The sequence below is a fragment of the Ligilactobacillus hayakitensis DSM 18933 = JCM 14209 genome, from assembly GCF_000615845.1.
In the GTDB taxonomy this organism is placed as follows: Bacteria; Bacillota; Bacilli; order Lactobacillales; family Lactobacillaceae; genus Ligilactobacillus; species Ligilactobacillus hayakitensis.
Genome location: NZ_BAML01000032.1, coordinates 1 through 14,386, shown reverse-complemented (window position 1 = coordinate 14,386; position 14,386 = coordinate 1). Strand labels below are relative to the sequence as shown.

At 34.3% G+C, this 14,386-nt stretch carries 11 protein-coding genes, 1 pseudogene and 1 other annotated feature; of the genes and pseudogenes, 3 read left to right on the top strand and 9 right to left on the bottom strand.

All coding sequences use genetic code 11. The features are described from left to right. The 3 genes and pseudogenes from JCM14209_RS09440 to JCM14209_RS07315 form a co-directional block, all read right to left on the bottom strand. A pseudogene (locus JCM14209_RS09440) lies at positions 1–188 on the bottom strand (RNA-guided endonuclease TnpB family protein); the annotation flags it as partial. A 115-nt stretch (positions 189–303) separates the two neighbouring features. After that, entirely contained in the window at positions 304–1,938 is a 1,635-nt protein-coding gene (locus tag JCM14209_RS07320) for a peptide ABC transporter substrate-binding protein (protein ID WP_025022850.1), read from the bottom strand. A 369-nt stretch (positions 1,939–2,307) separates the two neighbouring features. Next, positions 2,308–3,648, bottom strand: a complete 1,341-nt coding sequence (locus JCM14209_RS07315) for an MATE family efflux transporter (RefSeq protein ID WP_025022849.1) — start codon at positions 3,646–3,648, stop codon at positions 2,308–2,310. A gap of 383 nt (positions 3,649–4,031) precedes the next feature. Between JCM14209_RS07315 and JCM14209_RS07310 the strand changes: the two genes are divergently transcribed. Then, a complete protein-coding gene (locus tag JCM14209_RS07310) occupies positions 4,032–4,244 on the top strand; it encodes a hypothetical protein (protein ID WP_025022848.1) in 213 nt (70 codons plus the stop codon). A 68-nt stretch (positions 4,245–4,312) separates the two neighbouring features. Here JCM14209_RS07310 and JCM14209_RS07305 read toward each other — a convergent pair whose 3' ends face one another. Next, positions 4,313–5,923: a peptide ABC transporter substrate-binding protein gene (locus tag JCM14209_RS07305; RefSeq protein ID WP_025022847.1), complete on the bottom strand. Its 1,611-nt coding sequence runs from the start codon at positions 5,921–5,923 to the stop codon at positions 4,313–4,315. A 54-nt stretch (positions 5,924–5,977) separates the two neighbouring features. Continuing rightward, positions 5,978–6,189, bottom strand: a binding site (T-box leader). A gap of 1,052 nt (positions 6,190–7,241) precedes the next feature. On the opposite strand from JCM14209_RS07305, the gene JCM14209_RS07300 reads away from it, so the two are divergent. Then, the gene (locus JCM14209_RS07300) at positions 7,242–7,574 is read left to right on the top strand and encodes a DMT family transporter (RefSeq protein ID WP_025022846.1); all 333 of its coding nucleotides are present in this window, start codon (positions 7,242–7,244) and stop codon (positions 7,572–7,574) included. 18 nt (positions 7,575–7,592) lie between these two features. Continuing rightward, complete coding sequence (locus JCM14209_RS07295) at positions 7,593–8,402, top strand: hypothetical protein (RefSeq protein ID WP_025022845.1); 810 nt, start codon at positions 7,593–7,595, stop codon at positions 8,400–8,402. 93 nt (positions 8,403–8,495) lie between these two features. Here JCM14209_RS07295 and JCM14209_RS07290 read toward each other — a convergent pair whose 3' ends face one another. The 5 genes from JCM14209_RS07290 to JCM14209_RS07270 form a co-directional block, all read right to left on the bottom strand. After that, a complete protein-coding gene (locus JCM14209_RS07290) occupies positions 8,496–8,894 on the bottom strand; it encodes a hypothetical protein (RefSeq protein WP_025022844.1) in 399 nt (132 codons plus the stop codon). Between the two features lie 87 nt (positions 8,895–8,981). Continuing rightward, complete coding sequence (locus tag JCM14209_RS07285; RefSeq protein WP_025022843.1) at positions 8,982–10,019, bottom strand: hypothetical protein; 1,038 nt, start codon at positions 10,017–10,019, stop codon at positions 8,982–8,984. 60 nt (positions 10,020–10,079) lie between these two features. Continuing rightward, a complete protein-coding gene (locus tag JCM14209_RS07280) occupies positions 10,080–11,705 on the bottom strand; it encodes a hypothetical protein (protein ID WP_025022842.1) in 1,626 nt (541 codons plus the stop codon). 373 nt (positions 11,706–12,078) lie between these two features. After that, the gene (locus JCM14209_RS07275; RefSeq protein ID WP_025022841.1) at positions 12,079–12,930 is read right to left on the bottom strand and encodes a hypothetical protein; all 852 of its coding nucleotides are present in this window, start codon (positions 12,928–12,930) and stop codon (positions 12,079–12,081) included. A gap of 208 nt (positions 12,931–13,138) precedes the next feature. Then, positions 13,139–14,362, bottom strand: coding sequence for an RNA-guided endonuclease TnpB family protein (locus JCM14209_RS07270; RefSeq protein WP_025022840.1), 1,224 nt, complete (start codon positions 14,360–14,362; stop codon positions 13,139–13,141). Positions 14,363–14,386: the final 24 nt, after the last annotated feature.

The following is a 14,386-nucleotide window of genomic DNA, read 5'->3' as shown; positions in this document are numbered from 1 at the left end:
CTTTTTGCCCGCAAATCATGATACATCTCTTTTTGAAATCTTTTTCTTTCAGGCAGAAAATGTTCATCGAAATACCACTGACTAACGATATTGCACAAACGTTGATATTCTTTAGTCACTTCTTTAAACTGTTGAGTCTGTTCATGATTTGGATATAATCTAACTTTTGCGGTTAAAGTTTGTTCCATTTTTTCTCACCTCTTTTCTTTAATCATATTTATATTATACCTTTTGGATTAAATTACTTCAACAAAAAAATGAGGCCTTAATTTGACCTCATTTTTTGTGTTATTTAGTTTTTTTCTACTTAATGTATGCGTACTTGTAGTTCCATTGAGTACCAGCAGTATTGTGGATAATGCCTTTAACATTTTTGTTTTGCATGTAAGCTGTTGTTTGTTGGTAAAGTGGAGTTACCCCTTGTTCTTCATTGATAACTTTTGCGGCTTCCACTAAATCTTGCCAACGTGCTTGTTTGTCATTAGCATCTTCATTCAAAGCTTTGTTAACAAGTTCTTGATACTTCTTACTATCGTATTTACCACTGTTGAAGCTTGTATCGCCGTTCATGATTTCCATGAATGTAATTGGGTCATTGAAATCTCCACCCCAGCCTGAAACGTAGAGATCAAAATTACCTTCTTTAGCACGACTTTGAGCACTCTTTGAAGGAACATCAGTCACTTTAACCGTTAAACCAGGTAAGACTTTTGTATATTGTGATTGAAGATATTGAGTTAAAGCAGTACTGTTTTGGTCTTCGTTTGAAGCTAAAATATCAAATGTAAGATTTTTCAAACCAGTTTCTTCAAGCCCTTTTTGCCAGTATTTCTTCGCTAAAGTTGGGTTGTAATCAACCGTATTTTTAACCTTTTGTTCTTTTGCAAAATCTTCGCCGGTTGTTGGGTTATTGGCTAATCCAGTTGCGACAAATCCAGTTGGCACTGAAGATCCATCCCCAAAGACATTTTTCGTAAGTACTTTACGATCAAGCGCTAATGATAGAGCTTTTCTAATATTCACGTTGTTCAAAGCTTTTTGGTTATCAGTATTTTTATCTTTGAAATTGTATTTCAAAAAGGCTACATATGAATATGGATATTGCTTAAATTCCTTGCTATTCTTCAAGTTTTTAACTTGTTGACTTGAAAGTGGAGTTAAGTCTAATTTCTTTTGTTGGAACAATTGGTATCCGGTATTTGTATTTTTAACGACGTTGTAATCAATTTTGCTTAACTTAACGGCTTTTTTGTCCCAGTAATTGTTGTTTTTCACAAATGACCAAGTATCGCCAGTTCCGTTCCATTTCTTAATCTTGAATGGACCAGAGTATACCATGTATTGTGATTTAGTTGCGTATTTGTCGCCGTATTTTTCAACAACTTTTTGGTTTTGTGGTCCAAATAATGGATACGCCATCAAGTTCTTAAAGTATGCAATTGGCTTAACTAAAGTAATTTGAACAGTATGTTTATCAAGTGCTTTAATTCCCAATTCTTTTGGATTCATTTTACCTTCAGTAATAGCGTCTGCATTTTTAACCCCGCTAAATAAGTATGAATATGGTGATTTAGTCTTAGGGTTCACACTTCTTTGCCATGAATAAACGAAATCTTGAGCAGTAATCGGATCCCCATTACTCCACTTAGCATCCCGTAACTTAAAGGTCCAAGTTAAACCATCTTTTGAAACTTTCCCACTTTTAGCTAAACCAGCAGTTACTTTGCCGTTTTCACCTAAACGATAAAAACTTTCAAAGACATTTCCGGTTTGCCCATAACCAGTTGCTTGAGAAATATCAATCGTATCTAATGGTGCTGATGCACTCAATTTAAGCACTTGCTTATTTCCTTGAGCGTTATTTGTATTTCCGCAAGCTGCCAATGTTACCCCAGCTAACATGACAGTTGCGATTGATAATAATTTACCTTTTTTCATAAATATTTCCTCCTAAAAGTACACAAAAAGACCCCTTGAATTCATTTGTATAAAAACGAAAACAAGGAGTCTTTCCCTAATTTTTTTAAATTAATTTATGAATTGTTAACTCAACCCAAAAAATTCGCTTTCGTTTTTATGTGTACGCAAACTGAGCATGTTGTACAACAACATGCTTGAACTGTCATTAAGTTAACGTTCATAATTGCGTTTGACATAAAAACGACTTCCTTTCTCAAATTGATTGGTTTCATCATACTCCAGTTGCTTACTTAATGTCAACACATATTTTTAAGTTTTCTTAAAAATCATTTATTTAAATTACAAAAAAATAAACCACTAACCCTGAAGATTAGCGGTTTAGGCGCTTTATTTTTTTACCAATTTTTTTTGAAAATAAATAAAATAACTAACACAAATCACGATTTGGAAAATTGAGGCACTTGGAGTTGCCATCCCCAAGTAAAATAAATTCGCGTGCGGCAAACTCGAAAAGAAAAACGCTAGCGGTATTCTGAAAACTAATGCCCCAACCAAGCCTTGGGTCATCACAAATCTAGTTTTCCCATATCCATTAAAATATCCAACGAAACTAAAGAAAATCGCGGTCAAGAGTACGTCAAAAGCGTAAGATTTCATATACAAACTTGTCGCTTCAATTACCGCATGATTTTGAGTGAAAATCTGTGCCAACTTATCACCGTGGAAAAAGCAAACATATGACATCACCATAGCAAAACTCAACGAAGCAATGAGGCCATAAAATAGACTTTGCTTAGCTCGATGATGCTGTTTTGCCCCCACATTTTGGGCGACAAAGGCTGCCATCGCTTGCATGAAGGCAATCGGGATCAACATGATAAATCCGGTGGTTTTTTCACCGACTCCGATTCCAGCTGAAGCTGTTACCCCCATCGAATTGGCAATCGCTAAGATAATCACGAAAGACATGTTGATTAAGAAATCTTGGAGAGCGATGGGACTGCCTAATTGCAAAATATTTTTGATAATCCCAAAATCAACCTGACTTTTGGCCGGTAATTCGATATTTCGTTGCCCCTTTTTCTTCGATAAGAAGTAAAATGCCACTAAACTCAAAGCTTGAGCCGCGATTGTCGCAAGCGCTGCGCCGTTAGCACCTAGATGAAAATGTGCTACCAATAACAAATCTAAAAAGACATTAATGACCGCCGCAATCGCTACCGTAATTAAGGGCGTAATGGAATCCCCAAGTCCTCTAAAAGTTGCGCCGACTAAGTTGTAACCAACGATAAAAAGTGCGCCGGCTCCTGAGATTTTCAGATACATCACAGTTGGATTAAAGGCAGATTTAGGGGCGTGCATCAAGTGTGCTAATTGTGGCGCAAACATTATCACCACCAACATTAAGATTACAGCCAAGCCCAAAAATAAGAAGATGGCGTTGGTAATAATCTGGTTAGCTTTTGACTTATCTTTTTTTCCTAAAACCTGTCCGACCAAAATCGTAATTCCAATTGAAAGCGAAGAAACCAATGACGTCAAGGTTTGCATCACTTGTCCCCCCGTAGAAACAGCCGAAACCTGGCTAGTATTAGAAAACTGCCCCACAATCATCAAATCTGCGGCAGTATAAAATGCCTGCAATAAATTCGCAAATAAAATTGGAATTGCGAATTGCAGTAATTTCATTAAAATTGATCCTTGCGTAAAATCTTGTTTTGCTTTCATCTTGACCCTTCTTTCTAATTTTTGGTAAAAAAAAGGATAAGAGCATCACTGCATCTTATCCAGCCAAACTTTTGTTTGACCCTCCGATTAACTATTTTCATTATACAAAACATTTTTTTCATTTTCAATGAAAAGAAAATAAAAGGAATACACCCTATTTTTATCGAAAAAAGATTTAACAGTATAACAGTTAGAATCCTAATCACCTCTATCATTAATATCGTTATCACTTTTCAATCTCAAACAAAATTCTGATAAAGAACATAATTTCGCAAAATAATATGATACAATGAACCTATTCACAATAGCATAAAACTCCTTGTCCATTTAAGGACATTATTGGAGGAAAATAGTGTTTTTGCTAAATGAAATGGGGTATAAATATGAACGAAATGAACGAAATCATCAAAGAAAGTCTTGAAAATGCCGATGTTACTTTGGATGACTTAAGCGAGGATCTTCAAAAACAAATCATGGAAATTCAAGCAGAATTAGACGCGCTATATCAAGGGTATCTTGATGGGGATGTTTCTGCTGCTACCTACGATGATAGTCTAGAAGCCAAAGCAAATTATCTTGCTGAATTATTAAGTTAATAACTAAAAAATCCTTGATAATCTTCGTTTTAAACGTTGATTTATCAAGGATTTTTTTCATTATGATTTTAGTTTAAATATGCTTCTTTGAAGTTGTATTCAGAAATTGTGTTGTAAACTAAGCCTTTAACGTCAGGGTTTTGCATAGTTGCTGTGACTGGTTGGTACAATGGAACAACAGCTTGATCTTCTAATAGGACCTTGTTAGCTTTCACTAAAGTATTCCATCTAGCATCCCCATCTTGACTCTTAGCGTCTTGCATTAACTTGTCGTATTCTTGGCTGTTGTATTTACCAAAGTTGTAAGCTGAATCTTTTGTAAATAAGTTCAAGAAACTAGTTGCATCTTGGTAATCAGCAGTCCAACCAGTTTGTACAAGGTCGAATTTACCTTGTTTCATACGGTCGATACGTGATTTCTTGTTGATGTTTTGCACTTTAACATGTGCGCCTTTTAGGTTAGTTTGCAATTGTGATTGGATATATTCATTAACTTTCTTAGCTAAATCATCATCATCCCCTAAAACAGTAAAGGTTAATGATTTAACTCCAAGTTCTTTCAACCCTTTTTGCCAGTATTGTTGGGCTAATTTCTTGTTGTAAGTTGTCCCTTTATCTGTGGCTGAAGCTTCGTTGAAGTCTTTACCTTTGTATTCCATTAAGCCTTTTGACACAAAACTCTTAGTTGGAGTTGTCCCATCACCTAACACTTTGTTAGCTAATTGATCACGATTCAAGGCATATGAAACTGCTTTTCGAATATTAGCGTTCGCAAAAGCTTTGGATTGTTTGTTGAGTTCTAAGTAGTCAACCCGCGCTTGTTTGCGGGCAACAAAGTCATTTTTACCCTTTAATTGACGCGCTTGTTCAGTTGAAAGCATCGTTTCATCTAAATCGCCTTGTTGATACATGCTGTAAGAAGTTGAAGTCGTTTTAGCCACTTGGAAGTTAACTTTGTCTAACTTAACAGCTTTTTTGTCCCAGTAATTGTTATTTTTAACTAAACTCCACTTTTGGTTAGAACCGTTCCAACCAGCAACTTTAAATGGTCCGTTTGAAACAGAGTATTTAGCTTCAGTTCCGTATTTCTTACCATATTTTTCCACGATTTTTTTATTTTGTGGTGAAAAAATTTGCGTTGCGACTAATGATTTAAAGTAAGGAATCTTCTTGTCTAAAGTTACAACTAAAGTATGATCATCAGTAGCTTTAACTCCTAATTCTTTTGGATCCATTTTACCCGCTACGATATCAGCGGCGTTTTTGACACCTTCAAACAAGTTACTGTTAGAAGCTCCAGTTTTAGGGTCAACAGCTCTTTGCCAGCCATAAACGAAATCTTTGGCAGTTACAGGATCACCATTTGACCATTTAGCATTTTTTTGTAGCGTAAAGGTATATGTTAAACCATCATCTGAGACTTTTTCTGTCTTAACTAACCCCTTTTTAACTTGACCGTCTTTACCTAAACGATACAAACCTTCGTATGAGTTACGTAACATCAAGCCTGATGTGGTATCAACTGAAGTTGCGGGATCAAGGGTTTGAAGTTCAGAATCTTCACTCCAATTTAAGACCTTATCTGCGCTCACGCTTTGTGTTGAACCATCAACAAATGTCAATGCCGCACATCCCACTAACATTGTGACCCCTGTCACGACTAATTTTTTAAAATTCATCTATATTCCTCCTGACAAAAATACAATAAAAAAACCCTAACAAGTCAATTGACATGTTAGGGCGAAAGTTCGCGGTACCACCTAATTTTCACTATATTTATAGTATCTCAAGCCGCACGGCAATTAAGCGATGCGGTGTGCTATAACGGGCACTCCCAAATTACTCAGAGGTGATCTTCGCTTTGGTTCTTTCAACTTCTTTGCACCACCCAGAAGCTCTCTTGATGAAATTATCCCAAAGTTACTCTTCTCTTCATTGCATTTTTTCTCATTTAATTTTAATAATTCTTTAATATTTTTAATGTAATTCTAATATTAACATGATTTTTGGGGATGTCAACAATTTTTTTTAAAAATATTGGCCTAAATCTACATTTGCTAATTGATTCATTTTTTCAAAAATCGTTAGTGTTGCAATGCCACATTTAGTCAGTGATAGCCAATTAAGCACAAAAAAAGAACTGAAAAAATTCAGTTCTTGGGCTCAAGAATATTAATCTCGAAATTTTGTAGAGTGTTATTAAAAGTGATAAATTAATATTAATCATTTTTTATCACTTAAAATCAAGTATAGCGTACCCCCCGAAAAATCAACGCTTTATTTGATTTATTATTCCTATTAAAAACAATTATAACAAGTACGATTTTTTATAATTATACAAAAAAGACCTGGAATAAATTCCAGGTCAATTTCAAGCAGACTATAAAAGGTTTAAAAGGTTTTATATGCTATCAAATTATATTTTACGTAGAGATTTGTATAGCCTGCTTTAACTTTAACGCTTTCGCGAAATTTTACTAATTAAATATAAAATAATCTACTAAGAATTTCTTTATCGGACATGGGATTGAACTTGTAATCAAAAACGTATTGGATATGATAAATGTATAAAAATTCTCAATAGTTGTATAACTATACATAAAGAAATCCTCAATCACTTTATATTTAGCTAGTAATAATATTTATATATACTATTATCCGTTCCCTTATCCTTTATAAATTAATATTTAACACCTTTTCACTCGAATTGTCAATTCATTTTATTTGATATAATCGCTAATAATAATCTTTCTTTAGGATATAATAATTATACAATATAACACCTTACTATCGTGTGTATTATTCCTCAAAAAATCTGTTTTTTCAATCCTTGATTTAGTTGGATGTTTCAAGCATTATGGTTATCGATATTTGTAAACTTAACTCTTCTAACAATTTATTTTTCACAATGTTTCTACATTTTATTTTTTTATTGTTAAATTTTAAAAATTTTGCTATGATTTTTTCGTTATATTAATTTGTAAACGGAGAAAAAATATGTTATTAAGTTATATTTACCTCGCGCTCGCGATTGTCGCTGAGATTTTTGGAACAGCTTTTCTGAAAGCTTCTGAAGGCTTTACACGCTTAGGATATAGTATTTTAAGTTTTATCTTGTTATTTTTTTGTTTCTATATCTTCTCGCTTGCGCTAAAAAACATCAACCTCAGCATTGCTTATGCACTATGGTCTGGAATCGGGATTATCGCAACTTCAATTATCGGGGTGGTCTTTTGGCACGAAAAAATTGATTTACCCACTTTAATCGGAATCGGGTTAATCTTACTCGGGGTAATTGTGGTTAATCTTTTCGGATCAGCTTCAGAATAATTAATTAGGTAGATAATTATGAAGAAAAAAATTATTTTAGCGAGTAGTTTTTTAATTTTAGGACTTGGAATTGGATTTTTAGGTGGAAAATTTTCTCATAATTCCTCACATCAACTCGCAACTAAACAAACAACTCCTAAAAATTCTAAATTAAATCAACACGACCAACAACTTTTCACAGCCTTTAAAAAAGCTATGATTGTTCATTATTCAGATGAACCTGCAACTTCGAAGGAATACTTGAAGATGCTTGGTAAAGAATATGATATTTTGGTTAAAGCAAACGCTAACTCTGATGATTTGAAGAAAAATTCAACGCCAATGGCCGCAGCAGTCGCAGATTATACAACTTTAATTGGTAATCAACTATCTGCTTATCAAGATATCGTCAATCATGATCAAGGAAAAAATGACTTTGACAATGACGCTATTTCTGAGCGCCAAGCGCAAATCATGTTGAGTGAAGAACGGATTCCAAGCGCAATTTATCGGGTAAATCTCGCGGGTGATTTAGGGATTAATTACCGTGATTTGCTTGAGCCTTACGTCAAAAATATTGAAGAGCCTGACCTTGATCACGCTAAAAAAATCAAGACTCCTAGCTGGATTCGCCAACTTGACCCTGAGGCTCCACAAGGAAGAATCGCCGATAAAATTAGCGTTGAATTAGCGGAAGGTTACGTCCAAATATTTGATTTTATGCCAAGCGAATATGATGGGTTCGCATCTGCAAATGAAGATTACGCATTTGAAGTTAAAAGTGAAGCAGACGATCGCGCAGCTTCAGACAAGGCATTTAAGGCAGATCAATTAACCGGTTATCAATAATATAAATTAAGACTGACAACTTGTTTGTTGTCAGTTTTTTTGTGAAAAAAAGCCAGAAAATTCATGCTTGAACTTTCTGGCTTTTAATCATGACTAAGCGATTGCTTCAGTAACTGCTTTTAAGGCATCAAAATATTGTTTGATTGCTTCAGTTTGCTTTGTAACGTCTTCTTTTGTTAATCCAATTTCTTTAGCAAAATTATTGACGAATTCTTTTTCATCAGTATCAAAATCACTATCAGAATGAACTAATCCAAGTGTTTCTAACAACACAATTTTTTTATGTTGTACGTCTGATTCTTTAAATGCAGCAATTACATCTTCCATTGGAACTGCACTACTTGCATCATAAAATGGCATGTCCATTTCTTTACAATATTGTTGAATCATTGCTTTTTCTTCTTCTGCAAATTCTCCATTTGCATTTGAAGTGTGAATGCTCAAACTGATAAAAGCGATTTTTTCTTTATTTGTTAATTGATTTAAAAACATATTTTAACTTCCCCTTATTGGCTATTTTCTTTAGTGTGTGTAGGCAGCCTTTCTTTGAGTACGATAACCCTCATTATAAGAAATATCCTAATTGCGTACCTTTCTTAATACCTTTACAGAATCATTATATGCTGCATCTACTTCTACAACGTTTGCTTTAATTTCTTGTTCATCTGATTCAGTTTCTTCTGTTTTTTGAACTAAACTAACTTGGCACATTTTATATAACATCCCTACAAGAAGCACTGTATTTTGCGTTACTTGTTTTTCTACTTCAGCAAATTCACTCCATTGTGTTCTTCCGTAAAAATTAACAATATTTTCTAAGCGACTAAAGTGTCTTCTATATTCGTTTTCAACGTCCGTTAACCCTTTTTGGAATCTTTTGGCCGTACTTATTATCTCATCATAAGTTTCAGCGATTCTTTGTGCTTTTTCTTCTGTTCTCTTAGCTTGATCATACATTTCATCAGCATCTTTAGACATTTTAGAACCGACAGCCCCAAGAATAGCGCCACCTGCAAGTAATCCCACACCTAATGTAGCTCCACCAAGTAGCGTTGTTCCTAAGGCAATTCCACCACCACCAGTAGCTATAGAACCTCCTCCTATAGCGGCTAGAGTTGCGTTTGTCGCGGCAACCCCACTTAAACCTGAAATTGCAGTTCCAGTTGAAGCAGTCCCTAATGCCATTACTGCAGAACTAGTTGCTCCCGCGGCGGCAACTCCACTAGCTGTTCCTGCTGCTGCCCCTCCAATAGTTCCTAAAATCATTCCTGCTCCGATTGAAGCTTCTCTTAATTCTTCAACTTTTTCTACTTTAATGTTTAAATCATCTGTTTTATATTCTTTAAATTCAGGCCGTCCTTGGATTTTTTCAATTACATCTGAAAAATCACTAAAACTACTTAAAATATTGAGCTCTTGCTTTCCGATTGAATCTAACGCCATATTAGTTGCAGATCCTTTTTTATCTAACAACTCAATTGCATTATTTTGTATTATTCTAGCAACGTCTCTAGTTTCTTTGGCATCCTTCATTTTCATGCCGCCACGAACTCCAGATCCTGCTCCTGCTGCTCCTGCAATTATTGCAGCAGCTCCAATAATTAATGGTAATACCATATTATTTTCCTCCCTAAAGTTAACTTGCTTGTATTTTTTATTTTTTAAATACTAACAATACTATTCAAAAACTAAATGATTTTCTTTATTACCCATGAAAGTATCAAAATCACCTTTCCATGGAAGGTTGATATTAAACTCTTTATAAGCTGAAAGTAAGACATTATTTAGTTCTTCTTCACTATTGACACTTTCGATTTTTATTGCAACATCATTAAATTTCTTAGTTTCTTCTTTAAACTTATCAAGATCGTACTTCGCTACTTGCGCTGCAATTCGTTCCATTTCATCAGCGATTCGTTTAAAGTCTTGTACTCCTGCCGAGAAATTATTTAACATATCAATCACTTTTTTGATAAATTCACTTCGATCTAAAAACATGAGTAAAGTACATGATAACAATCCACTCACTAAAGAAGAACAAAATGGAATTACTCCTGGAATCGTTGCTATAGGAGTATCACTAAGAAGTTCAGCAACCGCTGTCCCTAACAAAACACTTGCTCCGGTACCAATGATAATCGTTGCTTTTTTAACACGATCACCATATTCTAAATTATCTGGGTTAAATAACAGTACCTTTCCTGCTCCAATCAAAGCTGTCGTCATTTCTCGACCGCATTTTATAAAATTCTCAGCAGTAGTAAAAATTATGTTAGTTATTGTAGTTGTTAGACTAGTCAACATCCCAGAAATGAGTCCTTCCCCTAACCCAGAAAGAATTTCTTTATACTTCTTCAAAGCCCGCTCAAAACCTTCTTTAACGCCCGCACCAACAGCTTTAAGCATCTCTGTCATTTTTCTACCTGCAGGAATTGCTAAAATTTTTTCCTTAATAGTCATGTATACTTCAGAAAAAAATACCCCTAATGCTTGTCGAAGTCCCATTTTTACTCCAAGCTTTCCAGCAGCTACTCCTGCATCTGTTAAAAATTTGACCCCTCCATAATATGCTCTATTTATATTTGAGTTATATGCAGCACGTGCTTTTCTATTTTCTTCACGTGCTTTTTTTGGATCAAATTGCTCAAGATTTTCTAATTTGGCTAACTTTTTACGTTCTTTATCAGATAATGTATCTTTTGATTTTAACTTTTCTATTTCAGACAATCTTTGAGGACGTTCATTTTCCCATTTTTGAATATATTCTTCCATGGGTTTATCTTGCATCGAACGATTTATACTACTATTTGTAGCTTTAAGATTCTCTTTCGTATTGGCTAAATCCGTTCCCTTTAACCCAGCTAATACTCTACCTGGGTCATCATGAATTTCTTTAGCAGCAACAACATGGTCTAAATCGGTCTTTCCATTACGCGCAACCTTTTTACCAGTATATGCATCAACTAAAGTCCCATTTTTCTTCGATTCACTAATATCTTTGTTAATGCTTTTAAAGCGTGGATCTTGATGATATTCGCGGGTGTTGTATTCTCCGCGATTTTCATAAGCAGCTTGATTTTGCTTATTTTTATATTGCATCTTTGGATCCTTGCCGATTTGTCTTACATTATGAATCGTATCGACATCTCCACCATGTTGATCTTTTATAAAGAAATCCAATCCAAATGAAGTAATTAAACTTTGAACGATTACTCGTTCATATTCATTCCAAATACTAGTGAATACTTCTTCATTAGGATCTGGTGCAATCCCTTTATTTAATTCAGCTATATATGTACTCAAAAAATCCCCCTCCACGTTTTTAACACATTCAATATTTTAGATATAAATTTAAATTTCTTCACACCTATTTTTCAAATAATAAATTTAGTTAATAGTAACTTATTTTTATTATCCAAAAGCAAGTATACTCGCACCCCCCCCCCGAAAAATCAACAGCTTATTTCGACAAAAACCATACTCAATCAATTCATAAATATTTTTTATATTCACAAACCGTGTTATATACTATATGAATTTCGTATATTTTCTCTTGATTTTTTATCTAATTAAAAATTTGATATTTTTAAATTATGACATTATTTTTTCATATCTTCCTAATAAAAAAGCCCCGCCAAGCACCTAAAAATCAAGATTACTCAGCGAGACTTCGCATTTATTTATTTTTTAGTCGTTCAATCAACTGCATTACTAATTGTTTATCTTCATTAGATAACCCTTGCAAAAGATCATTTTCTTCGTTGGAATCATCCCTTATTTCAACTTCTTGTTTGACTTCATCACTTTTTGCTTCAAACTCTGCGTTAACATACTGCCAATCAATAAACGTTTGAAGCTCAAAACTTAATTCAGGGAAATTTTGTTGAATTAACATCCCCACATCATGGTTTTGCTTGTAAGGTCCACCTTGAATTTCAAAAGGCACAAATTTGTCCCAGACATCTTGATTGCGCTTAAAGTTGACCCCAACCAAAATTTGATTAGGAAATGAATAGATGCACAGCAATTTCGTTACAAATGCTGGACGACGGGTAAATTCATTGCTTGATGTTTCCCAATTAAATACGGGATCAGCAAAATCTAACGCTAACCCTTTTTCCAAAATTTCCACTAAATCTTGTTTGAGCTTAGAAAAGCGCTCTTCAACTTGGTCAGCTAAAATTAATCCTTGTTGATCGCGGTAGGCATTATCTTCTTTGGACCACATCAAGCCAAACTTACTTAATGGTGTCCCTCCACGAATTCCTAATCCGATCCCTGAATATTTGCCATAATCAAGCTCATAACAAAATGTTCCTTTGGAATTTTCGCCATTGCCCACAATATATTCGTCAATCGTCATTGCTTTTAAGCGTTCAATGGGCCATTCTTCCAAAAATTCTTGGTAGCGCGCTTTTCGCTTATCATATTGTTCTGAGGCGTTATCGTACACTTCAATAAAATTATCTAAGTACCATTTTCCAAAATCTTCAATTCCAAAATGGCGTGGTTCATTTGCTTGTGTCATTTTCATCCCCCTAATTGTTTTCTTCAATTATACCATGGGAATTTTTGCAGAAATTCTAAATAAAACGTGCTATGGTCAACTACCCCAGCCTAAAGACTGGGGCTTGTAACTCACGACACTCTCGTGTCAGTAGTACAAACGTGCAAGCACTCCTACTTGAGTATGGTTACGTTTGGGTGGTTGACTATCACCCTCTATTACCAACATATCAGTCGGTAACGTTATTTAATTCAAATTTTGGGGTTTCAATTCCTGAAATATATTGTTTTCCTAATTCTTGCAAGTTCATTGCACCTACTCGATCATCGTTAGTTCTGAAACCACAACTTGTACATTTATATTCATGCAAATCATGGTTACGATTTTCTTTTCTAATCTGACCGCATTTAGGGCAACGTTGACTAGTGTATTTAGCAGACACAATTAATACTTGACTCTGATTTCCTTGGGCCTTGTAAGTTAATTTAGTCTGTAAGTCGTAAAATGACCATGAATGTAATTCTCTAGTTAGATTTTTGTTAACATTAGATTTTTCGAAAGTTACACCCGTTAAATCTTCTAAAACAAACAAACTATTTTGACCGTATTTCTCAATAAGTGTCTTAGATAAGCAATGATTAAAGTCTGCCATCCAACGGTTCTCTTTTTGAGATAGTCTTTTAAGTTTACGTTTTGCTGATTTAGTACCCTTAGATTGTAATTTACTTCGCAAATAAGCATACTTTTTACGCTTGTATGCAATATTTTTACCACTTACAAAGTTAGTTTTTCCTTTTTCATCATAAGCCGTTGTAATAAACCGTAGTCCTCTATCAATTCCAACTACATGTTGATTATTTTCTATTTTCCATGAATCAACCTTTTTAGTGTAGGACATGTGTAAAAACCAACGACCTTTAAGACAAACTAATTTAGCAGTTCCTAATTTTATTCCTTTATCTTCTAGCGAAAAAGGTAGGTACTTTGAGTTAAAAGGAACTTTAATTCGCTTATTCAAGACATTAAGTGAAATTTTAGTACCTTTTTGTACAAAAGAATAATTATAGGAGCGAACATAATCAGCTTGTGGCCGAGAAAAGGTAATTGGTTTTTGTAACCAATTTAAATCACGAAATTCTCGATGCCATTCGCTAGTGTTAATATCTCGATATTTATAAGGGTGTTGGTATAACTGAGTTTTAACGGTTTTGTACCGTGCGACCACAGTTCTAAAAACTGATTGAATCATTAAAGAATTAAGTTTACTTTGCAAGCGTAAATCATGATACATTTCTTTTTGAAATCTTTTACGTTCAGGTAGAAAATGTTCATCAAAATACCACTGACTGATGATATTACACAAACGTTGATATTCTTTGGTAACCTCTTTAAACTGTTTTGCTTGTTCAGAATTGGGATATAATCTAACTTTCGCAGTTAATGTTTGTTCCATTGTCTTTCGCCCCCTTTCTTTAAT